General features: G+C 44.5%; 21 protein-coding genes. 13 read left to right on the plus strand and 8 right to left on the minus strand.

The genetic code is table 11. The features are described 5' to 3' along the window. Window positions 1-34 precede the first annotated feature (34 nt). The 5 genes from HQR03_RS11635 to HQR03_RS11655 all read right to left on the minus strand — a co-directional run bounded on the left by HQR03_RS11635 (window position 35) and on the right by HQR03_RS11655 (window position 6,979). Entirely contained in the window at window positions 35-1,579 is a 1,545-nt protein-coding gene (locus HQR03_RS11635) for an exonuclease SbcCD subunit D C-terminal domain-containing protein (RefSeq protein WP_173240292.1), read from the minus strand. Between the two features lie 241 nt (window positions 1,580-1,820). Continuing rightward, window positions 1,821-3,494 carry a uroporphyrinogen-III C-methyltransferase gene (cobA, locus tag HQR03_RS11640; RefSeq protein ID WP_173240281.1) on the minus strand — a complete coding sequence of 558 codons (1,674 nt, stop codon included), beginning with the start codon at window positions 3,492-3,494 and terminating at the stop codon, window positions 1,821-1,823. A gap of 376 nt (window positions 3,495-3,870) precedes the next feature. After that, window positions 3,871-4,509: a phosphoadenosine phosphosulfate reductase domain-containing protein gene (locus tag HQR03_RS11645; protein WP_101211570.1), complete on the minus strand. Its 639-nt coding sequence runs from the start codon at window positions 4,507-4,509 to the stop codon at window positions 3,871-3,873. A 195-nt stretch (window positions 4,510-4,704) separates the two neighbouring features. After that, window positions 4,705-5,301, minus strand: coding sequence for a DUF934 domain-containing protein (locus HQR03_RS11650; protein ID WP_173240282.1), 597 nt, complete (start codon window positions 5,299-5,301; stop codon window positions 4,705-4,707). Further along, a complete protein-coding gene (locus HQR03_RS11655; RefSeq protein ID WP_173240283.1) occupies window positions 5,294-6,979 on the minus strand; it encodes a nitrite/sulfite reductase in 1,686 nt (561 codons plus the stop codon). The genes HQR03_RS11650 and HQR03_RS11655 overlap by 8 nt, the downstream gene beginning before the upstream one ends. 232 nt (window positions 6,980-7,211) lie before the next feature. Here HQR03_RS11655 and sat point away from each other — a divergent pair, with 232 nt between their 5' ends. Continuing rightward, window positions 7,212-8,465, plus strand: a complete 1,254-nt coding sequence (gene sat / locus HQR03_RS11660) for a sulfate adenylyltransferase (RefSeq protein ID WP_173240284.1) — start codon at window positions 7,212-7,214, stop codon at window positions 8,463-8,465. A 142-nt stretch (window positions 8,466-8,607) separates the two neighbouring features. Here sat and HQR03_RS11665 read toward each other — a convergent pair whose 3' ends face one another. Next, window positions 8,608-9,129, minus strand: coding sequence for a hypothetical protein (locus tag HQR03_RS11665; RefSeq protein ID WP_101211572.1), 522 nt, complete (start codon window positions 9,127-9,129; stop codon window positions 8,608-8,610). A gap of 465 nt (window positions 9,130-9,594) precedes the next feature. Here HQR03_RS11665 and HQR03_RS11670 point away from each other — a divergent pair, with 465 nt between their 5' ends. From HQR03_RS11670 to HQR03_RS11690, 5 genes are all read left to right on the plus strand, one after another. Beyond that, window positions 9,595-10,731, plus strand: a complete 1,137-nt coding sequence (locus tag HQR03_RS11670; RefSeq protein WP_173240285.1) for a sulfate ABC transporter substrate-binding protein — start codon at window positions 9,595-9,597, stop codon at window positions 10,729-10,731. Window positions 10,732-10,974: 243 nt separating this feature from the next. Next, complete coding sequence (locus HQR03_RS11675; protein ID WP_101211574.1) at window positions 10,975-12,072, plus strand: sulfate ABC transporter substrate-binding protein; 1,098 nt, start codon at window positions 10,975-10,977, stop codon at window positions 12,070-12,072. A gap of 181 nt (window positions 12,073-12,253) precedes the next feature. Further along, window positions 12,254-13,138 carry a sulfate ABC transporter permease subunit CysT gene (gene cysT, locus HQR03_RS11680; RefSeq protein WP_025652038.1) on the plus strand — a complete coding sequence of 295 codons (885 nt, stop codon included), beginning with the start codon at window positions 12,254-12,256 and terminating at the stop codon, window positions 13,136-13,138. A 1-nt stretch (window position 13,139) separates the two neighbouring features. After that, window positions 13,140-14,075 carry a sulfate ABC transporter permease subunit CysW gene (gene cysW / locus HQR03_RS11685; protein WP_025652037.1) on the plus strand — a complete coding sequence of 312 codons (936 nt, stop codon included), beginning with the start codon at window positions 13,140-13,142 and terminating at the stop codon, window positions 14,073-14,075. A 96-nt stretch (window positions 14,076-14,171) separates the two neighbouring features. Further along, on the plus strand, window positions 14,172-14,894 hold the full coding sequence (locus tag HQR03_RS11690) for a sulfate/molybdate ABC transporter ATP-binding protein (RefSeq protein WP_025652036.1): 723 nt from the start codon (window positions 14,172-14,174) through the stop codon (window positions 14,892-14,894). Window positions 14,895-15,137: 243 nt separating this feature from the next. Here HQR03_RS11690 and HQR03_RS11695 read toward each other — a convergent pair whose 3' ends face one another. Then, entirely contained in the window at window positions 15,138-15,467 is a 330-nt protein-coding gene (locus HQR03_RS11695; protein WP_025652035.1) for an ArsR/SmtB family transcription factor, read from the minus strand. Window positions 15,468-15,820: 353 nt separating this feature from the next. On the opposite strand from HQR03_RS11695, the gene HQR03_RS11700 reads away from it, so the two are divergent. From HQR03_RS11700 to bfr (HQR03_RS11710), 3 genes are all read left to right on the plus strand, one after another. Beyond that, window positions 15,821-16,012: a (2Fe-2S)-binding protein gene (locus HQR03_RS11700; RefSeq protein ID WP_025652034.1), complete on the plus strand. Its 192-nt coding sequence runs from the start codon at window positions 15,821-15,823 to the stop codon at window positions 16,010-16,012. Between the two features lie 415 nt (window positions 16,013-16,427). After that, complete coding sequence (bfr, locus tag HQR03_RS11705; protein WP_025652033.1) at window positions 16,428-16,916, plus strand: bacterioferritin; 489 nt, start codon at window positions 16,428-16,430, stop codon at window positions 16,914-16,916. Between the two features lie 61 nt (window positions 16,917-16,977). After that, on the plus strand, window positions 16,978-17,460 hold the full coding sequence (gene bfr / locus HQR03_RS11710; protein WP_025652032.1) for a bacterioferritin: 483 nt from the start codon (window positions 16,978-16,980) through the stop codon (window positions 17,458-17,460). Between the two features lie 143 nt (window positions 17,461-17,603). Here bfr (HQR03_RS11710) and HQR03_RS11715 read toward each other — a convergent pair whose 3' ends face one another. Continuing rightward, entirely contained in the window at window positions 17,604-18,980 is a 1,377-nt protein-coding gene (locus HQR03_RS11715) for a DHA2 family efflux MFS transporter permease subunit (RefSeq protein WP_173240286.1), read from the minus strand. A gap of 400 nt (window positions 18,981-19,380) precedes the next feature. Between HQR03_RS11715 and yghU the strand changes: the two genes are divergently transcribed. The 4 genes from yghU to HQR03_RS11735 all read left to right on the plus strand — a co-directional run bounded on the left by yghU (window position 19,381) and on the right by HQR03_RS11735 (window position 25,493). After that, window positions 19,381-20,238 (plus strand): glutathione-dependent disulfide-bond oxidoreductase, encoded by an 858-nt coding sequence (yghU, locus tag HQR03_RS11720; protein ID WP_025652030.1) that lies wholly within the window; start codon window positions 19,381-19,383, stop codon window positions 20,236-20,238. A gap of 434 nt (window positions 20,239-20,672) precedes the next feature. Beyond that, window positions 20,673-21,752 (plus strand): DUF1176 domain-containing protein, encoded by a 1,080-nt coding sequence (locus tag HQR03_RS11725; protein ID WP_227687611.1) that lies wholly within the window; start codon window positions 20,673-20,675, stop codon window positions 21,750-21,752. 562 nt (window positions 21,753-22,314) lie between these two features. Then, entirely contained in the window at window positions 22,315-23,979 is a 1,665-nt protein-coding gene (gene csdA / locus HQR03_RS11730; protein WP_101211578.1) for a DEAD/DEAH box helicase CsdA, read from the plus strand. Between the two features lie 254 nt (window positions 23,980-24,233). Beyond that, complete coding sequence (locus HQR03_RS11735; protein ID WP_025652027.1) at window positions 24,234-25,493, plus strand: DUF819 family protein; 1,260 nt, start codon at window positions 24,234-24,236, stop codon at window positions 25,491-25,493. The last annotated feature ends 6 nt before the right edge of the window (window positions 25,494-25,499 follow it).

The raw sequence follows: 25,499 nt of genomic DNA on the forward strand, positions 1-25,499 counted from the left end.
GAAGTTGTTGGCTGGCATCCAAAATGCGCTGCTATTATTCGGCCTGAGTATCTTCATGACGCAGGTTATAAACAATTTGATCATAGGCGTCACGTAAGGATGATTTTTGCTCATCAGGAATATTGTGAGCAATTAAGCAGCGCTCAAATACTTCTTCCTCATTTAAATCTTGTAGGGTCTCAGAGATTTGCTGTTGGTTCAAAACTTTATTATAGGTGCGCGTGTTTTTAATTTTTAATACTTCACACGGCAAACCATCTACCATCGCCTGAATATGCTCACGCAACTCACTGACCACGTCATCACCCGTATAAATAATTTCAAGCCAAACAGATTCTGTTGCATCAAGAGCTTGAATGGTTTTATCGATAGTCTTATTAATAGACTCCAGATCACCTGAGATTTGCGCCAATTTTTGGAATTTTGGAATGGGTAGGGAAACCACTTGCATCTGACGTGACTCATCATCATGCAGCAGTTGATATGCTAACTTAGCACCTGTTTGAGTTAAACCTTCTTCAACCGTGCTTTCTTCCTTTACATCACTTTCTACTGAGTCATCAAAGTCAAACAAGTCATCTATAAAACCAGTTGACCGACTTGCTACTTTTTTAGCGGCTTTTTCTACCGATTGTTCAATCTTAGTCACTGTATTAGTAAGCTTAGGCATATTGCTTTCAGATGTACTATTTGACGCTGCTTTTTGATTGCTAAAATCATTTTCTACTGCGCCAAACTGTACCAGCAATACTTGCTTTTGTTGCTTGGCCTCACCAAAGCCCATCGCAATAGGCGAGCCTGAATAGCGGATATGCTCACAGCCGCCGACGCGCTGCGGTACGTGCAAATGCCCAAGTGCCACATAATCAAAGCCTTCATCGAACATATCAGCAGAGATTTTGCCGAGTGAGCCGACATAAAGCTCACGCACACCATCGTCTTCAGTAGTGGTGCCACCCGCTGCGAATAGATGCCCTGTAGCGATGATAGGAATGTGACGCTGGTTTGCTTCGGCTAATTCTGTTTGCTCTGTTTGCTTCGCTTTAGCAATGCTGGCGACTTCATCATAATGGGCACGAATGCCTTTGATGACATTGGCATCTTTACTATCCGCGGACTCGCCAGCGCTGCTGCTACGGACATCACGGTCACGCAGATAAGGGATTGCGGCGATGATGCAATGCGGTGTACCGTCTGCATCGTCTAACACCAAGACCTCATCTTTTAAGTCTTCACAAGCGGTGCCAATGACATGAACGTTTAAGAATTTTAAGACATTGCTTGGTGCGTCCAAAAAAGTAGGGGAGTCATGGTTGCCCGCGACGATAACGATATGCTGGCAACATGATTTTGAAACTTTGCCCAAAAATTCATAATATAGCGCCTGCGCTCTGTTACTCGGCGTCATGGTATCAAAGATATCACCGGCGACGATAAGGACATCGACTTTTTGCGCGCTAATGGTATCTTGTAGCCAACTTAAAAACGCTTCAAATTCATCATAACGCATACGACCATAAAGCCTGCGTCCTAAATGCCAATCTGAAGTGTGGAGGACTGTTAAAGGTTTCATAGGCATAGACTTGGTATCGGCAAGTGTGGACATAGTTGAGCTTTAGGATATTTAGTAGAAAGTAGTCATTCTAGCAAGATTTGCTTTGGTTTTCTCTGTTAGTGTCTGGTTTAAAGTAAGCATTGGCTTAGTAGCTATTTAGTATTTAGTACCTATTTGGAATAAAAAAGAACCATTAGGCCGAAGCTCAATGATTCTTTTTTTAGCAATCTAGATATAAATTTATACTACTGAGCATAGATATAAACTAATTAATCACCAACTGTTCCAAACCATTATCAGCCGCTGCCAAATTAGCCACCATTGATAATGCATGGGCCTGCTGGTTAGCATCAGTATGTCCTTCTTTTGGTGTAGCAGCTGTATCGCCACGCAACCAATTGTTTGCGGTGTCACGGGTGTTTCGATTATGCTGCTTATTTTGCAGGTTATACCAAGCCAAATCGTGATGTAGCGCGACGACATCACCCATAATGAGTAAAGCTGGCGTGGGTAGCTGATTTTGTTCTTGTAATTCAACGATATTAGCAAGCGTACCAGTCAATACTTGCTGGTTTGGCATACTGGCATTAGAGATGATAGCGATTGGCGTATCGGCACGACGACCAGCATCAATCAAGCCTTCAGTCAAACGCGCCAGCGAATGCAGACCCATATAGAACACCACGGTTTCGTCAGTATTTAAAAAGCTCTTAAAGTTGCTATTGGGCGCGCCAGCCTTTAAGAAGCCAGTGACAAAACGCACGGATTGTGAATGGTCACGGTGAGTGAGCGGAATACCTGCATAACTGGCAGCGGCGTTAGCAGCGGTGATACCGGGAACGACTTGATAAGGTACGCCGTGCGCACGTAGGCTTTCAATCTCTTCGCCGCCACGTCCAAAGATAAAGGGATCGCCACCTTTTAAACGTACTACACGGCGACCTTCTTTTGCACTATTGACCAACAGCTCATTGATACCAAGCTGAGCGACAGCATGATTGCTGCGTTTTTTACCGACAAATACTTTATCAGCATCACGGCGGCATAAGTCCAATACTTGCGGTGATACTAGCGCATCGTAGTAGACAATATCGGCTTGCTGCATTAAGCGCAGCGCTTTAAACGTGAGCAGCTCTGGATCACCGGGGCCTGCACCGACGATGTACACTTCACCGACAGGCGTTTGCTCAGGCGCTGCAGTCGGGTGTTGTGGCTGATCTATTGTAGCGGTGGTTGATACAGACGAAGACTCTGTTTGTAATGGTTGCGTGTCTGCGCGGCTCGTTTTATCAAGTTCAATTTTGGCGGCTGTCTCATCCAAGTCGGCTTGTAGTTGCGCGGCGGCTTGGCTTTCATTGCCCGCAAACATCAACTCGCTGACTTTGCCTTCAAAAGCGCGCTCCCAAAACTGCCGACGACCCGTTAAGGTTGGAATCTTGCTTTTTACCTCAGTACGGAAGTCGCCTGCTAGTTTGGCCAATTTTCCATAGCCTTGCGGAATCAAAGTTTCAAGCCGCGCCCGTAATAGACGTGCCAGCACCGGCGCTTTGCCATTGGACGAGATACCAATCACGATAGGATTGCGGTCGACGATGGCGGGGAAAATAAAATCACATAAAGGTGGGGTATCGACCACATTTACCGGAATATTAAGCTCGCTGGCATCAGCGTGGACTTGATGGTTAAGTATCTCGTCATCGGTCGCGGCAATGATAACGCGCGCGCCTGTCATATAGGTTTTATTATAATTATCATAGATAAGTTGGTGCTTGCTATCTGATAGTAAAGCTTGTATCTCAGCACTGATACTTGGTGCAAGGACAGTGATACACGCACCAGCGCGGCTGAGCAAGTCAGCCTTACGTAGCGCCACATCGCCGCCGCCGACGATCAGCACTTTGCGGTCTTCTAATTTAAAAAACAGTGGAAAGGTGTTCATAGCATCACCAGTTATTCATTAAGTTGAAATATGTTGCCATTATGAGGTATCAGGCTGCGCGTCTCACCTAGTGTATTGGCATTAGCATATTCGTTTTTGTCATGTTAGTGAGGGTTTTTGGGTGAATCTGGAATAGGTAAGGACATAGTCAAAATATACTAAAAACGCTATGGTATCGCTGAAATCAATTTTTTGTCGCCTCTTCTGCGTAGGCACAGCAAACAAGAATAATGAATATCAGCATTGCGTCATGTATTCATGTATAGATATGACTTTTCACTCACCAGCTATTCTAATTTTTTCGAAATAAACTGAATGAAAATAAAAAAACACCTCTTATATTTAAGAGGTGTTTTGGTTATAAATCTACTGAAAATTACAGCTGAGTATGCAAACCACACTCACGGCTTTCTTCTACTTTCGTTGGATCAAAGTAGTCATGCTCGTTAGGTAAGGTATGCTCATCAAGATACACATCTAGATCTGCATCTGTTTTCTCAAATAAAGGCGCTACTTTTAGCACGCCATCTTTTGATAGGCTAAGTACATCAAGACCTTGGCGGAATTCGGTTTGATCTTTACGAATGGCGTTGAACCAAACGTCAGGCTTTAGCTCATCTAGCGCACGGCGGAAGGGCTCAAGTTTCACTTGTTCTGTAAATTCATCATGCTGTGGGTTATCAATCCCTGGGATGCCATTCATCGTGGCATCACGATGCGCCGCCGTTTGCTTAGGGATATAGGTAACGACATTAAGATCTAAGTCTTTGATCACTTTATTAGCAAAACGATAAGTGGCGTCCGTGTTATAACCAGAATCTACCCATAATACGGTGATATCAGGACGTTGCTTGGCAACTAAATGCAAGATAGCCGACTCGTAAGGGCGGAAGTTGGTGGTAATGATAGGGTTTTTAGCCTGACTGAGTGCCCATTCAACGATTTGCTCTGGTGATTTTCCTTGTAGCGCTTGGTTGGCTTGATCAAGGTCTAGATCTGGGTGTAATTGACTCATAATATGTTCCTTAATGGTGGTTAATAATTTAAATGAATAAAGTTAAAGATGGTAAAAAAATTAAATATTTAATAGTAGTCGTAGGCTTGGTTTTTAACCCAGCTGTGAAAATTTATAAAAGTAAAATGCTGGGTTAAAAACCAAGCCTACAAAAATAGGTCGTTGCTGTCATAATTTAAATTGAAATAATACAAATTAGGCGTCCGCAAACATCGGTAAGTCGGCGGCGTTGCGACCGTCATAACTGCTAGCCAGCGCGTTAAATGCTTGGCTGATGTCGGAGATGGACTGTAGGTCATGCTCGCTTATCATAAAACTGTCCGCGCCCGCACGTAGTAGGTAGGCAATTTGGTCACGCCCAAACTTGCCAGCCATACGAATCTCGCCTTGGTAACCGATCTGGCGTAGGGTCTGGGCAAAGCTAAAGCCGCGTCCATCGGTGAACACTGGCACATTAATCACAATTAAATCTTGCTGCAATAAAAACTCTGGTATGCGAGTTAGCACTTCCGTATCGCTATTCGATGTCACCCAGACACCAAGATTGCTGACATGTTGAGCGAGTAATTCATACACCTCTTGCAATAGACCGCCAGCAATATTGCCCTTAGTATCCAATAAATCGCTAAGCGGTAAGAGCACATCGAGCTTTTCTTGCTTTTGTAAAATTTCGAGCAGTGATATGTGGGTCAGTGCGATACCATCTGGTAGATCGTTAGTCGTCAGTACATGCCAAGTATCGTTTTGACTGATGTCCACAGCCTCGCTATTGAAAAGATGATGATTACCCATAGACCTTCTCCTTAAAGGGTGCAAGGCCAATACGATTGATCAGCTCACCAAAGCCTTCTACCTCATTCTCATTAGCCACGCGTTGCTCTAGATAGACGTCTACTATCTTTTGTATCGTCGTCGCGACATCATCAGATGGCACCGCTTTACCCAATATCTTGCCGATTTTGGCGTCGTTACTAGAGTTTCCGCCGAGGCTGATTTGATACCAGTATTCGCCTTTTTTATCGACACCAAGGATACCGATATCGCCGGTATGATGATGCGCACAGGCATTCATACAGCCAGACATATTGAGGCGGATTTCACCCAAATCATAAAGATAGTCGAGATCATCAAATTGCTTTTCGATTTGTTCAGCGATATTGTGGGTTGTGGCATTGGCGAGCGAGCAAAAGTCCCAGCCTGGGCAGACGATCATATCGGTGAGGGTATTGATATTTGGACGGGCCAAATGTAGCGCAACCAACTGTTGCCATAGCTCGTATAAGCGGTTGGTTTGTACATCAGCGAAAACCAGATTTTGCTGATAAGTACCACGCAATTCACCAAAGCTATGTTCATCAGCGAGGTCGGCGAGGGCGTCCATTTGCGACTCACTGATATCACCTGAAGGCACGTACTTACCATTGATCAACCCTGCTTTTAACGAAATCACCACGGCGCGATAACCTGCGATTTTATGGGCGACCGTATTTTGGTTATACCAATTGGCAAAGTCTTTATCAGCGTTTAATTGCTGCTGCAAGTCCGACTGTACTTGGAGCGCATCAAAGCTTAGATAATCAGGTTCGGTAAAATAACTACTGGCTTTGTCAAAGTTGGCATCGGTTAGAGTTAATGAGCCATCTTTGGTGTGTGCTTCCCATTCAGCGTCGACCAGTTTAGCAAAGGCAGGACCGCCCATGCTCTCGACTAATATTTTGATACGCGCTTTGAATTTATTATCGCGGCGACCATGCAGATTATAGACGCGCAAAATCGCATCTAAATAGCTGAGTAAATGATGGCGTGGTAAAAATTTATTAATGGTTTTGCCAATCACTGGCGTACGTCCAAGCCCGCCACCAACAATCACCTCAAATCCAAGCTCGCCTTCTTCATTGGCTTTTAAATGCAGTCCGATATCATGCACCTGCGTCGCTGCCCGATCATTGGCGGTACCAATGACGGCAATCTTAAATTTGCGCGGTAAAAATGCAAACTCAGGATGAAAGGTTGACCACTGGCGAATAATCTCACAATAAGGACGTGGATCGGCAATCTCTTCTTTATGAATACCGGCGTAAGGGTCAGTGGTGGTATTACGGATACAGTTGCCCGAAGTCTGAATGGCATGCATCTGTACCGATGCCAGCTCCGCCAAAATATCTGGCACTTCTTTAAGTTTTGGCCAGTTCAGCTGCATATTGGTACGAGTGGTAAAGTGTCCGTAACCTCTGTCATATTTGCGGGTAATCTCGGCGAGCTTACGCAATTGATAGGTTGCCAGCAAGCCATATGGAACCGCAATACGCAACATCGGCGCATAACGCTGGATATAAAGACCGTTCTGCAAACGCAGCGGCAAAAATTGCTCTTCTGGCAGCTCGCCTGCCAAAAACCGTTCGGTTTGGTCGCGAAATTGGGCGACTCGTTCTTCTACCAAGGTTTGGTCAGCATAATTATATTGGTACATGACGTAATCTCAATAATGATAGACGTATATGATAGCTTAAAAACTGCTCAGTGACAGTTTAGCTTAGCGTCACATCATATAAGCTAAAGCGTTAAAACATAAATTCCTATAAGTCATATCCATATCCAAAGTCAGCATAAATTTTCATAACGAAAATTCGGTAGCCTATGCGTATTCTATTTATAACCCATTTACTCAGCTTTCTCACTCATCATTAAGGTTTTAAATTAATATGACATCTTCAGTCCCCAATCAAGCAGCCTCAAAACTAGTACCCCCTCATGGTAGCGACACCCTAAAGCCACTATTATTAAAAGGTAAAGCACGCGAAGAGGCTCTAGAACTTGCCAGCACTTTGCCGACTATCACGCTAAGCTCACGTGAGCGTGGTGATTTGATTATGCTTGGTATTGGTGGCTTCACCCCGCTAAATGGCTTTATGAATCAAGCCGATTGGCAAGGCGTTGTTGACAACATGCGTCTGCAAAGTGGTGAGAATGCTGGCTTGTTTTGGCCAATCCCCATTACTTTATCTGCTCCAAGAGCACTGACCGATACTTTGAGCCAAGGTGATAAAGTGGCTTTGGTCGCGGATGATGGGGAAGTGATGGGCATCATTACTGTCGAAGAAACTTATGATATCGACAAAGACCATGAGTGCCAGCAAGTCTTTACCACAATTGATCCTGAACATCCGGGCGTGCAGCAAGTCCTGAACCAAGGCGAAGTCAACATCGCAGGTCGCGTCGAAGTACTAAGCGAAGGCGAGTTCCCCGCCTTATACCCAGAGATTTATAAAACGCCAGCTGAGACGCGCGAGATATTGGATGCCAAAGGCTGGAAAACAGTCGCCGCCTTCCAAACGCGTAACCCTATGCACCGCTCACACGAATATCTGGCCAAGATTGCGATCGAGATTTGTGATGGCGTACTGATTCATTCGCTACTCGGCGCATTAAAACCAGGAGATATCCCAGCTGAGGTACGCCAAGAAGCCATTAAGACCTTGATTGATAATTATTTCAGAGCTGATACCGTGATCCAAGCAGGCTATCCGCTAGACATGCGTTATGCCGGTCCGCGTGAGGCGCTACTGCATGCAGTATTCCGTCAAAACTACGGTTGTAGCCATCTGATTGTTGGTCGTGACCACGCTGGTGTCGGCGATTATTACGGTGCCTTTGATGCGCAGACTATCTTTGAATATGTTGGTAAAGACGACCTTATCACTCAGCCGTTAAAAATTGGCTGGACCTTTTGGTGTAATGCTTGTAATGCGATGGCATCAGACAAGACTTGCCCGCATGATGCAAGTGAACACGTTAAGGTATCAGGTACTAAGCTACGTAAAGCCTTATCAGAAGATGAGGATGTGCCAGACAACTTTAGCCGTCCAGAAGTTTTGCAGATTTTGCGTGATTACTACGCTGGTATCGCTCGTGAAGAGCGTGCAGAGATCAAACTTACTGGCGCATCAGCCGTATAATTAACATTTGTCTTATTAGCAAATAAAGCTAGTACTAAAAAATGAAAAAAGGTGTCAGACGATAAATCTGACACCTTTTTTCTGCTCTAAAGCTAGATTATTTAAAGCTACGTATTACCTTATGTTATCGCCTCATCGAATTCTAATTCAGCTCTAAATTCCCCTCAAGTTTCTCATAGTTTCCGGCTAGCGTCCCGCCACCTGAGCAAAAATAGTTTAATGCATATTTATCTTGGCTATCAATGGTCAGCGTATCCTCTTTAAATTGGAAGAACGCCATGCTGTCATTGCTGTTGTTTATCTTGGTCTGAAAAATAATACCATGTGCATCGTCTTGACCTAGCAACGTCGCCTTAGCGTCAAACTGACACGTTGGTTTTTTGACATCGCTGCGGGCACGCACCTTTATGGCAATATCTGCCGCTCCATCAGCTCTCACTATGACGCCCACCCAATCACTGCCTTGCTTGCGCGTCGCATAGCCGTTTGAAGCATAGTCACCAACGATTTTCTGTACCGCAGGTGTCTGCACAACAGCCTTACTCTTCACGGTGTTGTCAATTTGGCTGACAGTGCTATAACTACAGCCAGTAACGCTAATAAGAACGGTGCTGGCACAAATTAAGACAGTAGAAAATACTGAGCGGCGTTGGTATTGAATCATAGGGCGGCACCTTGGTATTAAGTGAATGATAGGTATGGCTGATGACAGATGCTGACTATAAGTACGGAGCATAAGTACTGACCGATCGAGGCGATTGGTTGGCTACGTATAGTATGCCACAGTCGGTAGCATAACGCTCTTAACCCCCTAGAGGTTAAAGCTGTTCTCATTTATTTCTTAGATTAACTGCTGGATTAGTCATGAAACAAATACAACTGCTTGCTTATGCCAAGTTCAGCACTCGATAAGCTGATTTGTCACTAAGCGTTCATAAAACAAGCTGCTAGCATGTCTCTCATTATCCACAGAAGCCAGTTAATAAATTGGCCAATAAGCTACGTTAAAAATTCAGTTCAGAGAGCCAAGCTCATCGAGCAATGGCAGTTGAGACCGTCATAAGTATTTTAATAAAAACGGTCGCATCGAAACTAAAAAATACGCAATTTAAAAATACAGAGAGCATTTATGCAAACCAATAGTACTATCAATAAAGTCTCAGCGCGCATCAGCACTAGCGCTGGCGTTTCACTGTCTCAAAGTGCGCAACCTCGCACCCTTATCATAGGCGGCGCGTTGACAGCGTTAATGCTAATGACAGGCTGTAGCCCTACGCAAGCCACACAAGACGACACAGATAAGTCCGCAAGTACGCAAAAAGACATCAGCCTGCTTAACGTCTCTTACGATGTGTCACGCGATTTGTATAAAGACTACAATGCTTTATTCAGTGCGGATTATCAGGCAACGCATCCAGACAGTAAAATAAATATCAATCAGTCGCATGGCGGCTCAAGCAAGCAAGCCTTGTCGGTTGCCAGTGGTTTGCAAGCTGATGTGGTGACCTTAAACCAACAAAGCGATATGAATTTGCTGGTCGAAAAAGGCTTAGTCGCAGCCGACTGGCAGCAAGCACTACCTAATAATGCCGTGCCTTATACCAGCACTATGGTGCTACTGGTACGGAACGGCAATCCAAAAAACATTCAAGACTGGTCTGATTTGGCACGTAATGGTATCGATGTGGTCATCCCGAATCCAAAGACCAGTGGTACGGCGCGTTATGCCTTTTTGGGCGCTTATGGTTATGGGCTACATCAGTTTAACGAAAGCCCGCAGAACCCAACCAAAACCAATGATTTTATCCAAAAGCTACTGGCGAACGTTGTCACTTATGACAATGGTGCACGGGCAGCGACGACCAGCTTTACCCAGCGCGGCCTTGGCGATGTGCTCGTCACTACCGAAAACGAAGCACATCTGGCCGCGAAGCAGTTTGCGAAAGGGAAAGTCGACATCGTCTATCCGAGCTACTCGATTGTGATTAAAAACCCTGTTGCCGTGGTGACCGCGGTCACCGAAAAAAGCGGTAAAACTGAGGCAGCTAATACCTATCTTAAGGGTTTATGGGACACGCCAGCACAAGAGCTGATGGCACAAATGTATATGCGTCCTAGTAATGAGCAGGTGCTGGCCGCGCACAAAGACACATTGCCTGATATTGACACCTTTGAGCCAGTCGACGTTTTCGGTTCTTGGGCTCAGATTATGGAGACATTCTTTGTCGATGGTGGGCGTTTTGATCAGTTGGCACGGGTAGAGTAATGGCTAACTGTAATACCGCATTCGATTAGATCGTTACAGCTAGCCAGCACTCGACAGCAGGCAGACGTCATAAAAAGTGGTATGCCTCAAGAGATAACCACTTATAAGTTATTGATAAATTTATTTATATGACTTGGTTATTCCATTTTGGCAATAACATACACATATTCATCATTAAACATAATAAGATGGCGCTGTTAGCATACTTGCACAACATAACAAACAGACATCTCTGAGGTATTTATGACTGACGCAGCTCGTTATCAACAAAAAAACAAAGCGCTAAGTGCTCTAAGCATTGCTGGCGTGGCACTGACACTTGGACTCGCGGGCTGTAGCAACAGCGAGCAGACCGATACGACGGCCAATGCTGATGGCACGCCAGCTGCAGAAGGTCAAAATATCGAGCTGTTAAACGTCTCTTATGATGTGGCACGCGACTTTTATAAAGACTACAACCCGCTGTTCGTTGAACATTATAAAGCGGAGAACCCAAACAGTAATATCCTAATCAAGCAGTCACATGGTGGCTCAAGTAAGCAAGCCCTGTCGGTTGCTAATGGTCTGCAAGCGGATGTCGCGACCATGAATCAAGGCTCAGATATCGAGCTGCTTGAGAAAAAAGGCTTGGTTGAGTCAGATTGGGAAAGCAAATTCCCAGATAACGCTGTGCCCTTTACCAGTACCATCGTATTTTTGGTGCGTAAAGACAACCCAAAAGGTATCAATGATTGGGAAGACTTGACCAAAGATGGCCTTGAGATTGTAATGGCCAATCCGAAAGTTACCGGTAATGGTCGCTATGCATTTTTAGGGGCTTATGGTTATGGCTTACACGCCTTTAATAACGAAGAAGCACCAGCGAAAAAATACGTAAAAGACATGCTAAAAAACGTCAAAGTCTATGAGAATGGCGGGCGTGCAGCGACGACGACCTTCGTTCAGCGCGGTATTGGTGATGTCTTAGTTACCTTTGAAAACGAAGCCAACCTTGCGGCCACTGATTTTGGTGCGGGTCAAGTTGACATCGTTTATCCTAAATACTCTATCAAATCAGAAAGCCCTGTTGCGATCGTCAAAGCTGTGACTGATAAAAAAGGCACCACTGACGCGGCAAAAGCTTATCTTGATTACTTATGGAGCGAGCCTGCTCAGCAATTGGCCGCTGACCTTTACTTACGTCCTAGCGTAAAAAGCGTCCTTGATAAAAACGGTGACAAATTACCACCTGTTGAAACCTTTCGCCCGAACGATGCCTTTGGTACGTGGGATGAGATCATGAGTACTTACTTTGGCGATGGTGGTGTATTCGATCAGTTAGCGATTAATGCCCCGCAGTAACCAATACGCTTGCTTTTAAACGTACTGTCGTTACCCGCTTAGCAGCTCTAAAGTAACGTCCAATCATATAAAGGACATGGCACCCGCGCTATGTCCTTTATACCGTAAGCGGACTAATAATACATTTGATAAAACGTGGTCTTTACGATAAGTACCATCAGATAGGCAATAGGACATCACTATGAGTGCAACACCATCTTCGAGCAGCAAACCTTTGCCAAAAAAAGGCTGGCTGAACCGTTTGCGTCAGCGCAATGTGCTGCCAGGGTTTGGTCTGAGCATGGGCATTACCGTCTTTAGCTTGTCGTTATTAGTGGTACTACCGTTTGCTATGATGGCCTATACTACAACCCAAATGGGCTGGACGGGCTTTTGGGAAACCATTACCCAGCCGCAAGTAACTGCTGCTATTAAATTAAGCTTGTGGATGTCGTTTTTAGCCATGCTCACCAATATGGTGTTTGGGACGCTGGTCGCCTGGGTACTGGTGCGTTATGAATTTTGGGGTAAGTCCTTAATCAATGCCTTGGTTGATTTGCCTTTTGCACTACCAACCGCTGTCACTGGGATTTCTCTGGCCACTCTTTATGCGCCGAATGGCCTGATTGGTAAATGGTTTGATAAGTTCGACATTCAGGTGGCTTTTACGCCTATCGGTATTTGGCTCGCTTTAGTGGTGGTCAGCTTTCCATTTATTGTTCGTGCCGTGCAGCCCGTATTGGCTGAGCTATCGGTTGAGTTTGAGGAGGCGGCCGCGGTACTGGGCGCAAATCGTTTAACCACGTTTCGTAAGGTGATTTTGCCAGAGCTGTTACCAGCATTATTAATGGGCGCGGGCATGATGTTTGCCCGTGCGACTGGCGAGTATGGTTCGGTGATTTTTATCGCGGGTAATATTCCGATGCAGTCTGAAATTTTACCACTCATTATTATTAGTAAGCTTGAGCAGTTCGATATCCAAGGTGCTTCTGCCGTGGCGTTATTTATGCTGATGATTTCATTTGTGATTTTATTGACCATCAACATTGTACAGTGGAAACTGTCGCGCCGTGTAGGAGCTCGCTAAGATGCAGATATCCAATAGCTACGACTATCAAAGCAACCCAGCAACCAAAGATACCCCATGGATACGGCGCACCTTTATTGGCATCGCTGTCTTATTCATGGTTATCATGCTAGTAGTACCATTATTTGCGGTGTTTTATGAAGCCTTTAAAGGTGGCTGGCAGTTGTATATTGCCTCGCTAGTCGATCCAGAAGCGCTGCAAGCGATTAAGCTCACATTAATTACCGCCGCTATCGTGTTGCCAATTAACATGGTGATGGGTATCGCAATTGCATGGCTCGTGACGCGTTATCAATTCAAAGGTAAGCAGCTGGTCACGACCTTGCTTGATTTGCCATTTTCGGTGTCACCAGTGGTCGCCGGTTTGATGTTTGTCTTGTTATTCGGTCTTAACTCTACCGTTGGTGGCTGGCTTGAGAGCATGGGCTTTCAAGTGATTTATGCCGTTCCGGGTATTGTGTTAGCCACGTTATTTGTGACCTTTCCCTTTGTGGCACGTGAGCTGATACCGCTGATGCAGACTCAAGGTGATAGTGAGGAGCAGGCCGCGCTTACTTTGGGTGCCACCGGTTGGCAGACTTTTTGGCATGTGACCTTGCCCAATATCAAATGGGCATTGCTCTATGGTTTGATTTTGACCAACGCTCGGGCAATGGGTGAATTCGGTGCCGTGAGCGTGGTCTCAGGTCATATACGCGGTGAGACCAATACCATGCCGCTCTTGGTTGAGATTGCTTACAATGATTATAACTTTACCGCCGCTTTTGCTTTATCAAGCTTACTTGCCGCACTGGCGTTAGTGACGCTATTGATACAACAAGTCATGACCAAGGTACAAGAGCGCAAGTTTGCCAAATCTGAACGGCTAGCGAGCGCGCCTGAGCTACCAGTGAGTGCCAATGCCACCGTAGCAAAGCGCGCAGATGACAGCGTATAAGCGGCTAAAGTAGTGATTGATAAAACAGCGACTAGTAAAACAATAATCGAAATCATCTGCTACGATAAGACAAAAGATATAATAAGAGACACTATTATGAGCATCGAGATTAGGAACGTTAATAAAAAGTTTGGCAATTTTACTGCCTTAGACAATATCAATATCACCGTACCTACAGGTAAATTGACAACGTTATTAGGGCCTTCTGGCTGCGGTAAAACAACCTTGTTACGCATCATCGCTGGGCTTGAGTATTCGGACTCGGGGCAGATATTGTTTGATGAGTTGGACGTTACCCATACGCCTGTGCAAAAACGCCATATCGGCTTTATGTTTCAGCACTATGCGCTATTTCGCCACAAAAACATCGCCGATAATATCGCCTTTGGCTTAACGTTATTGCCCAAGAATGAGCGACCAAGCAAAGCGGATATCAATAAGCGAGTGGCAGAGCTTCTAGAATTAGTACAGCTGCCACAAATCGCTAATGCTTATCCGCATCAATTATCTGGCGGTCAGCGTCAGCGTATTGCGCTGGCACGTGCCTTAGCAGTAAAACCAAAGCTGTTGCTATTGGATGAGCCATTTGGTGCGCTTGATGCCAAGGTACGTAAGGAGTTGCGTACTTGGCTAAAAGACATTCATCATGAGCTGGGTATCACCAGTATCATGGTCACCCATGATCAAGAAGAAGCCCGCGCTGTGTCTGATGAGATTGTGGTGATGAATCATGGCCATGTTGAGCAAGTAGGTACTTCAGAAGAGTTGATACATCATCCAGCTAACGCCTTTGTCAGTGATTTCTTAGACTTAGTATAGAAGGATTATAATCCACCTGTTTTAAGTCTTATTTTCACAGGGCTATTTTCAAAAGACTATAGCTGTTTTTAGAATAAGCATGGTGTGCAATTACTATCGTTTGCATATAAAAAAGACCTACTGATGTAGGTCTTTTTTTATGGCTTAAATTATGTATGGGCTTCAACATAGAGGGCAGGGCAATGACTAAGTAATAGTCCAATTAATAGTAAACTCAGCAACTATTAACTGAATGAGTAGCCTCTAAGCAAGTTTTGACATATTTAGGTTCAAGTCTTTGAGTGAGGTTTGCTCATAGGTGATATCCAAGATATCTTGACACCAGTCAGGCAGATCATCGGCTACTTCATACCACATCCAGGTACCATCGCGAGCACAGCTTAAGATGCCCAGTTTTTTTAAATGGTTCAAATGGCGCGAGATGGTTGGCTGTGGTTGATCCAATATTTCTACCAATTCGCCCACACAGCGTGCTTCTTTTTTGAATAAGATTTGGAAGATTTTTAAGCGCGTCGGATCAGATAAAACCTTAAACAATTCGATAGGTTGTATCGTAAAATTATTATCAGACATAGGATAATTCCAATAGAGCTTCGTTAATAGGGGTTCAATATAACAGCAGTTGCTTATTAAATCGATTAAAAAATGAGCAAAATTACACTTCGTCGTCATTTTAGTACCGTTAAGTATAATCGGTTACACGTTTATCTATATTCAGTTACATGAATTCATACCCAAAATCTCTAGTGGTGCATTAATGATAAACAGATAGGCCAATGCTATTGCAAATGGTAATAATTATCGTTATTATAACGACTAACAAGATAAAGTATTGAATGTTAAGTAACTTATCCATTCAAAAAGCTTTTCTTTAATCATTTAAGTGCATCAGCAAGACATATAGTAACCATCGTAGGAGCCAGCACATGTACGTATGTATCTGTAACGACGTAAAAGAAAAGCAAATCAAAGCCGCCATTGCTGCCGGTATCGATACCCTTGACGGTCTAAAAGATACCCTTGATGTTGCGACGTGCTGTGGTTGCTGTGAGCCGATGGTCAATGATTACCTTGATGAACACCATGCCAAGCTGGATGTCTTAGCTTACGCCGTCTAACGGCTATTAGATAAGTGCCTTTTAGGCTTGTGCATCACAAGTACCTGCCTTTCATTGCAAATACCCAGGCTTATGTTATCAGGCTTACCTTTTCTAACTCAGCTAAAAAAGTTAGCGAACAGTTATAAAGGGTAGGGTCATTGCCATTCGTATATATCGCGCCGAACTCTCTCTGTATTACTCACATACCTCTTTAGCCGCTGCAAAAAAAAGCTGGCTAATTATGATTCTCAATTAGCATCTTATTCTTAGTTCATAACGTTACAAGCCATATAGCGCCTATATGCTACTATATATGTCTTGCTTTGGAAGAATTTTTGTTGTTTTTAACTTTACTGAGCAGTTTACTGATAATACTGTTAATATATGCATTATTATGAATGTAATCTGCCAGACGAATATAGGAGTGCATGTGATGATAGGTAGCCCAAAAGTCATTGATTATTTAAACTTTCTGTTAGGTGGTGAGCTTGCGGCTCGTGACCAGTACTTTATTCACTCTGAGATGTATGCTGAATGGCATTACGGTAAATTATACGATCGTATCAACCACGAAATGCAAGATGAGACCTTGCATGCACAGGCTATCATTCGTCGTATTCTAATGTTAAGCGGTACGCCAAAAATGCAGGTTGACGGTATCAATATTGGCAGCACCGTTCCTGAAATGCTACAGCTTGACCTTGATTTGGAGTATCAAGTACAGCAGCATTTAAAAGACGGTATTGCGCTGTGCGAAGAAGAGCATGATTACGTCACGCGCGAGATGTTGGTCGAGCAGCTCAAAGACACGGAAGAAGATCATGCGCATTGGCTTGAGCAGCAGCTGCGTCTTATCGATATGATTGGTCTGCCAAATTACCTACAAAGTCAAATGGCTGAGGTATCCCCTCATCTGGCTTAATGGCTATTGATAGCTATAGACGACATTTAACTTATTAGGTAATGATAAAGGGAGAGAGATTATGAAAGGGGATAAAGACGTTACTCGTGCACTCAATAAAGTGCTTGGCCAGTCATTGATCGCTATTAATCAGTATTTTTTGCATGCGCGTATCGCACGTCATTGGGGGCTTGAAGCGCTGAATGAGAGCTTCTACAAACAGTCTATAGCGGAAATGAAGTGGTCTGATGATCTGATTGCACGGATTTTGTTGCTAGGCGGCCTACCGAATTTGCAAGATTATGGCAAAATGTTTATCGCTGAAGATGTGCCTGAAATGATTGACTGTAATCTACGCTTAGAAAAGCAGAAGTTCGACATCCTGACCGATACCATTGCCCTGTGCGAGACTCACCGTGATTATGTATCTCGTCAGCTAGTGGTAAAACTGAAAGATGGCAATGAAGAGTATCAAGACTGGCTAGAGACTCAAGAAGACTTGATAAAAGACGTTGGTGTAGAGAATTATATCCAATCGCAAATGGATGATGACAAAGCACCTTAGTCACTCATCAACAGTCACTCATCAATCAAAAAGCCAGTAGAGGTTTGATATCGTTCAAACCTCTACTGGCTTTTTTTTGTTTAGCACTTATGAGTGTGTCTTATGACATCAAGTGTCTTCAGTTTTTGAATTTAGGGCACGACCTAATACAGACCGCGACCATCTTCAGGTTTGAGACGTAAAAAATACAATCCTGAGAGAATGGTTAAAATACCCAGTATCCAATACGTCGTCTGAAAGGCAGCCAAGGTATCAAGCTCAAACCGCTCACGTAGTAGGTTGAGTAGCGCAGCGCCAAAGGCAATACCAAAGCTAATCGCTAGCTGCTGATTAACGGCCATCAAACTGTTACCGCTACTGGTTTGCACACCTTCTAAATCACCGATGGTAATGGTGTTCATCGCGCTAAACTGCATAGAGTTGCAAGCACCCATCACGGTCAAAATAGGGATGAACCAAAGCCACTGTGAGGCATTATTAAACTGCGCCAACATAATGATGAGTGTGCCCATAAAAAATGTATTGTAGACCAGTACTGTGCGGTAGCTATAACGCTGGATAATTCGACTGACCCAAGGCTTGATGCCAATCGCCCCAACCGCGATAGGCGCCAGTAGCCAACCTGCACGCGACGGTGAGTATTCAAACACCACTTGTAGTAATAGTGGTAATAGGAACGGTACGGCACTGATACCCAAGCGCGTAAATAAGTTACCCGTAATCCCAATCTTAAAGGTGCGAATATCAAATAGGCTCAATGGAAAGAGCGGTGCTTGACGGCGTTTGGCATGCCAGACATAGGCGCCTATCAACGCCGTTGACAAGAACGCCAACACCAAGCCATAAGTCCCGCGACCTGTTTGTGAGCCGAATTCAACAGCGAGGGTATAGCCACAAGCTGCTGCCGCAAACAATAAAAAACCCGTCCAATCTAAATGCTTGGTATCTTCAAATAAAGCAGGTACCAGTTTTTTGCCCATGATAAAACCAAAAACACCCATGGGTACATTGATCAAAAATATCCACTGCCAGCTGGCATATTGCACGATATAACCACCGAGTACGGGTCCTACTAACGGCGCCACCAATGCGGGAATCACTGCAAAATTCATGACGGTCAATAGCTTATTGCGGGGATACGACTTGACCAGTATCAAACGGGCAACCGGCGTCATCATCGCGCCACCGATACCCTGAATAATGCGCGAACCAATCAAAAAATCTAGGGTAGGCGATGCAGCACACAGTATAGATCCCACGCAGAATATAACGATAGCGTATAAAAACACCCGCCGCGTACCATATTTATCGGCCAGAAATCCACTGATAGGAATAAAGATAGCCAAGGTTAAAGCGTAGCTAATAACGGCCCACTGCATCTTAAGTGGCGACTCACCCAGCGCTTGTGCCATTTGCGGTAGTGAGGTATTCAAGATAGTGGCGTCTAAAATCTGCATAAACAGCGCCACCGCTAGCACATAGGGCAGGTATTTATTCTGGGTAGGAGTTAGCGTTACCATACTGACATCACTTTATCTTAAGGTTATGGGTATTCAAGAATTACGTTTATGAGCCGCTCATCTCTAAAAACCATTAAATTGCGCGTAGTATAGAAACAACGCTAGCGCAGTTAAAGATGAGCAAAGTAACCAAAGGATTTTTTATCCTAAAAATCACTACATTAATTACACGACAGGACTTTAATAAGTCGGCATAGAGCCGTTATAGTAGAACACGTATATAGTCGGTTTTACATCAATCAGATACATGAACCAAATACGTTATCAGGCTCGTTCAGTCAAATATTGGTAGCTATTTTACCTGCCAGCTTTATATCACTAGTATCTTTCATTGACTATGTTTCGTAGAACCGTATTTTTGCATACAATTTTTTGCACACAATAATAAATAGGATGTTTTATGAGTAATGATAATAATCAAGCAACTGCCAACCATAATACAGATAAAAGCACTTATACACCGCCTAAAATCTGGACCCAAGACAAGGAGAATGGTGGCAAATTCTCTAGTATCAACCGTCCAACAGCTGGCGCGCGCCATGATAAAGCCCTACCAGTAGGCGATGCACCGTTACAGCTGTACTCACTGAATACCCCAAACGGTGTCAAGGTAAACATCCTATTAGAAGAGCTGGCTGAGCTGAATGTTAAAGGCGCTGAATATGACGCCTATAAAATTGACATCTCGGAAGGCGATCAATTTGGCTCAGGCTTCGTGGCGATAAATCCAAACTCAAAGATACCTGCATTGGTTGACCATGCTGCCAAAAACAATGATGGCGAGCCTATTGCGCTTTTTGAGTCCGGTGCCATTTTATTATACTTAGCAGAAAAGTTCGGTCAGTTTGTTCCTGTATCTTCTGGTAAGGCCAGAGCAGACTGCCTGTCTTGGTTGATGTGGCAGATGGGTAGTGCACCTTTCTTAGGTGGCGGCTTTGGTCATTTCTATGCTTATGCGCCAGAACCAATGGAATACCCCATCAATCGCTATGCCATGGAAACCAAGCGCCAACTTGACGTACTCGATAAACATCTAAAAGACAACGTCTACATGTGTGGCAATGACGAAGCAGACTATAATATTGCCGACATGATCATCTGGGCATGGTATGGACAGCTGGTACTTGGCAAGCTGTATGAAGCCGCTGAGTTCTTACAAGTTGATAATTATAAAAACGTGCAGCGTTGGGCACAGACCATTGCTAAACGTCCTGCAGTAAAACGAGCAGTCGATCTAGCGCTAAAACCAATCAATTAAGTGATTGTCCCTCATGGTTCGTTGTTAGAAAAATAAGAATGATATTAGAAAAATAAAAACAATGACGCTGTAATACAAGGCTGATAGGCAAGTTGCTTATCAGCCTTGTTATTTTTTAACATATTGATAGTGCTATCTTTATATATCGATAGTTGAATTAATACTATACTTCTCTGTTTACACAATGGTACATTAGTACAACAGATAGAAACATTGATACGTTAAGATAACAGGCCACCGTCTTGAAGGGCAGGTGTTTATAATTCTTCTATTAATGAGTAACGACTATGAAGAATAATAACGTTCTAAGCGCGCCATTAGTGTCGACTGACCATGATGCCTACCGCTATACCCATACTCATAAAAATTGTAACGTAAAAAATATGACTCACTCTAAAACTAAAGTTAAAAAAACAATAAAGATAACCACATTGATGTCTAAAAATAAAATTTTGTTACCCATACTTGCCGCACTTACTATCACGTCGTTGAGCGCTATGAGCCATGCGGCGGCCGTTGAATTTACCAGTCAAGACTGGCAGGTTGCTTGTGATAATACCCGTACTTGCCGGCTGGCAGGATACCAAGCAGAAAACAATAGTGAATTACCCGTCTCTGTCTTGTTGATACGCCGTGCAGGGGCCAATGCCAGCGTAGATGGTCAGGTCAAGTTTGGCGGGGCTAAAGAAAGTTCTGCCAAAGCTCTGATGCAACTAGGCAATCGCCATCGTATCTCCTTGTTTATCGACGGCAAGGATCTGGGTGAAACCAAACCTTTCTCCGCTGCAGCGGGCAATGCTGAGCTGACCTCAGCGCAGGTGAGCGCCCTATTGGAGGCTTTGACTAAATCGAGCAAGATTGAGCTGGTACTACGCAACTCACGCTGGCAGTTGTCTGATAAAGGCGCCAGTTCGGTTATGCTCAAGGCCGATGAAGCCCAAGGTCGCGTAGGCACATCGAGTGCTTTTGTCCGTAGTAATGATGCTAAGAAGCCAAACAGTACGGTCTTACCGCCTAAGGCTGCACCGTCACTGCGTTTTGTCGCACCAAACCCTAATGCTGCGCCCAGCAGCAATAAAAAGTTTGTCATGAGATCCTCGCAGTTGTCAGCGATGATGAAAAGCACCATGCGAGACGCGGATAGCGACTGCCCAAGCCTGTCTGACAAAAACTCATGGCGCGTCAGCCGTCTAAACAGTACGCAGTTGTTGGCGCAACACGAGTGCTGGACAGGGGCTTATAACGCTGGCATGGGCATCTGGGTACTCAATGACACGAAGCCTTATAAGCCGACCTTGGTCACCACTAGTGCGACTGACTACGACAAAGGTAAAATTACTTCCGTACAGAAAGGTCGCGCAATTGGCGACTGCTTATCTAAAACTGACTGGGTATGGACCGGTAAAGCTTTTGAAAAAAGCCATGAAAGCACCACTGGGCTATGTCGCATGGTGGAAGCGGGCGGGGCATGGCAAATGCCAACTTACGTAACAGAAGTCAAAATGTCACGCTAGCAGCTTATGTATATTAATGCTTTATTAAACACTGCATTATTAAGAAGATAGCGCTTATTTTGATAGTAAATATAAAAATAGATACAGATAATGTTTTTACTGTGCTATACTGCGTCGCCACGTTAGCATTGACTAGCGTGAATTATGAGATTGATAACATCGCCTGCGATTTTGGGTCTAGGATGACCATAAGTAATTGTTGCCGATGATTTTGTGTACTTAAATAACATTTTATAAATATCAGTTATTTTTGACTCATATCTTATCTACTAACCCATGTATGGGATAGATTGGTTGTTACTTGCCTTTATCTGCTTTGGACAAAGCATCGATAATGCGTTTTTAGCAAACAAGGATGAGACACTCGGCACTACCACCAAAATACGTCAGACAGCACGAACGCATTTATTAAAGAAGTGAAGCTTTATTGGCTTGGCTTCTGATTATCAGCTATTTTATATGGTTTGATAGTGATTTAATAAAAGCTGCGTGGTGAACGGTTATCAGTGGTATGCATCAAGCTTGCTGAATTTACAGCAACTTATACTTACCAAGGATTCTCATGACTGACATCTTATCTGCAATCGCCGCTGAAAATGGCATTATCGAAGACACCACTCAAAACACGACTACTAATGAAGCAGCTTCTACTGACGCTGACGCTTCTGACGAAAATCAAGTCACTTTTACTGATCTGGGTATTGCCAAGCCGATTTTGACCGCACTTGATCGCAGTGGTTATACCAACCCAACCCCTATTCAAGCACAAGCCATTCCTTTTGCCCTAGCAGGTCGTGACTTATTATTGTCAGCGCAAACTGGTAGTGGTAAAACAGCCGCTTTCGTTATCCCTGTACTTGACCGTTTAAGCCGTGCGACTAGCTTTGACAAATTGACCAAAGCCCTTATCCTAACGCCAACGCGTGAACTTGCTCAGCAAGTACATGATAGCGTACGTACTTATTCTAAAGATATGCGTGGTCTATTCTGCGTACCATTAGTAGGTGGCGCTCCTTACAATGGTCAGATTACTGCTTTGAAAAAAGGCGTTCAAGTTATCGTTGCAACCCCTGGTCGTTTACTCGACCATATCAATGCCGGTCGCGTTGACTTATCAAGCCTAGAAGTCTTGGTACTTGACGAAGCTGACCGTATGCTTGACATGGGTTTTGCTGATGATATCAGCGACATTCTACGCGCAGCACCGACTGATCGTCAGACGATTATGTGTTCAGCGACTTGGGATGGCCCAGTAGGTAAAATCGCTGCCAGCTTCACTAAAAACCCTGAGCGTGTATCAATCAAAGTTGAATCAGCGCATATCGAAGAAAAAGTATACTACTGTGATGATTTTGATCATAAAAACCGTTTGCTTGACAAAATTGTTTGCGATAAAGAGATGGAACAAGTCATCATCTTTGCTGCGACCAAACGTAGTACTGAAAAATTAGCCAAATCTCTACAAGAGCAAGGCCATAAAGCCAGCTTCTTACATGGTGATTTGCCACAGAGCAAGCGTAACCGTATCGTTCAAGACTTGCGTAACGGCAAAGTCAAAATCCTAGTAGCAACGGATGTTGCCGCTCGTGGTCTTGATGTGCCAGCACTATCGCACGTCATTAACTACGACTTACCACGTCAAACAGAAGACTACGTGCATCGTATCGGTCGTTGTGGCCGTGCCGGTCGTACGGGTATTGCCATCAGCCTATGTAGCATGGATGATCGTCCACAGCTAAACGCGATCAACCGTTATTTAGATCGCAAAATGGAAGTATCGATCATCGAAGGTATGGAGCCTAAGAAGACTTATGTACCTAGCGAAAACAAAGGTAATGGTCGTGGCCGTGGTCGCGGACGCTCAAGTGGCGGCGGTAACGGTCAAGGCCGTGGTCGCGCGGGCGGTGGCTATCAAGGCAATCCTGCTAATGCTCGTGGTCGTTCAAGCGACAGCGCAGCAACTGGTCAACGCGCTAGCAATGACAGCGGTTATCAAGGTAAGCCACGTGATTCATCTGGCAAGCCAAATGAGCGTTCAGGTGGCAAGCCGTATCAAGGCAAGCGCACTGGTGCTCCTAGCCGTGGCGATAGCACTGGCGTTCCACGCGGTGAGCGTGCTGCAACGGGTCGTGGTCGTCCAAGTGGCAGCCAAGGTCGCCCAGCTGGTCGTGCTGATAGCCGTGGTCAAGGTCGTTCAAGCGGTGGCAATCGTAGCAACAACTCGTAATACCGTTATATTTAATGATTAATAAAGGTTATTAATAAAATAGCCACTGACTTGATCGGATAAAATAGCGTAAAAAAGCCAGATACTTGTTATCTGGCTTTTTTGTGCGTGGTGGTTCTATCTGTAGCCAATGAGTATTGGTGAGCAGTTTAAACAAACAAAAGCTATCTCTGTAGTCAATCGTTGCTTGCAGGTCTTTTTTGCCTTGTCTATACTGACAAGCCTTTACTTATCGTGTGCTGCGGAGCCATTTGATGCTCGACATTTCTCATTTAACCATTGCTCAATTAAAGGTAGACAGTTTACCAGTAGCCTTTGGCGTCATTATGGCGGTTATCGGATTGGTGTTCTATACTCAAGGATTACCGGGTAAATTTTGGCGACGTTTTTATGCGGTATTGCCGGGTATTGTACTGTGCTGCTTTATCCCAGCAACCCTAAACAGCCTTGGCATCTTTGCTGACGGCATTGGCTCACAGATTTATGGCTTTACCGCCACTTATTTGTTGCCAGCAAGTTTGCTATTGATGACCCTATCAATGGATGTGCCAAAGATATTGGGGCTTGGCTGGAAGGCCATTGCCATGTTTTTTGCCGCCAGTATCGCCATTGTCATCAGTGGGCCGATTAGCTTAGGCATTGCTAAATGGGTGTCACCTGAGATGTTTACCGACGATACTCTATGGCGCGGCTTTTCGGCGGTGGCGGGTAGTTGGATAGGCGGTGCAGCAAACCAAGCGGCGATGAAGGAATTGTTTGGCGTCAGTGATGATTTGTTTGGCATGATGATCTTGGTCGATACTACCAATGCGTCGTTATGGTTGTTGGCTATTTTGGTCATGGCCAAGCACAGCGCTAAGATAGATAAGTTTTTACGGGCTGATACCAGTAGTATTGATAAGGTCATCGCCGCTGTAGAGAGCTACGAGCGTGATCATGCCCGTCCGGCGACTTTAAATGATTTGATGGTGATGTTTGGTTTGTGTTTTGCGATGGTTGGAGTGGCGCACTTTATCGGCGGGCAGATAGCAGGCTTCTTTGCACCCTATAGCTGGGCAGTACAATACAGCTTTGCCAGCTCATTCTTTTGGATGGTGGTGATTATCACCTTAATAGGGGTAGTATTTTCCTTTACCAAAATTCGTCGCCTTGATCATGTTGGTGCCTCCAAAATTGGTACGGTATTTATCTTTGTATTGATTGCTGCTATCGGTATGCAAATCAATCTCGCCGGTATTGTCTCGCAGTGGCGCTTGCTACTCATTGGTCTATTGTGGATGAGTATTCACGTGGTGATTATCTTTATTGTCGCTAGAATCATTCGTGCACCATTTTTCTTTTTAGCAGTGGGTTCTAACGCCAATACCGGCGGCGCGTCTTCTGCACCGATTGTCGCCACGGCATTTCACCCCTCACTGGCGCCCGTTGGCGTATTCTTGGGTATTTTAGGCTATGCGGTGGGCACCTTTGGTGGTTATATCAGTACACAGATGATGCGGCTAGTGGTAGGGTGAGCGCTA

The sequence above is a fragment of the Psychrobacter okhotskensis genome, assembly GCF_013248965.1.
Lineage (GTDB): Bacteria > Pseudomonadota > Gammaproteobacteria > Pseudomonadales > Moraxellaceae > Psychrobacter > Psychrobacter okhotskensis.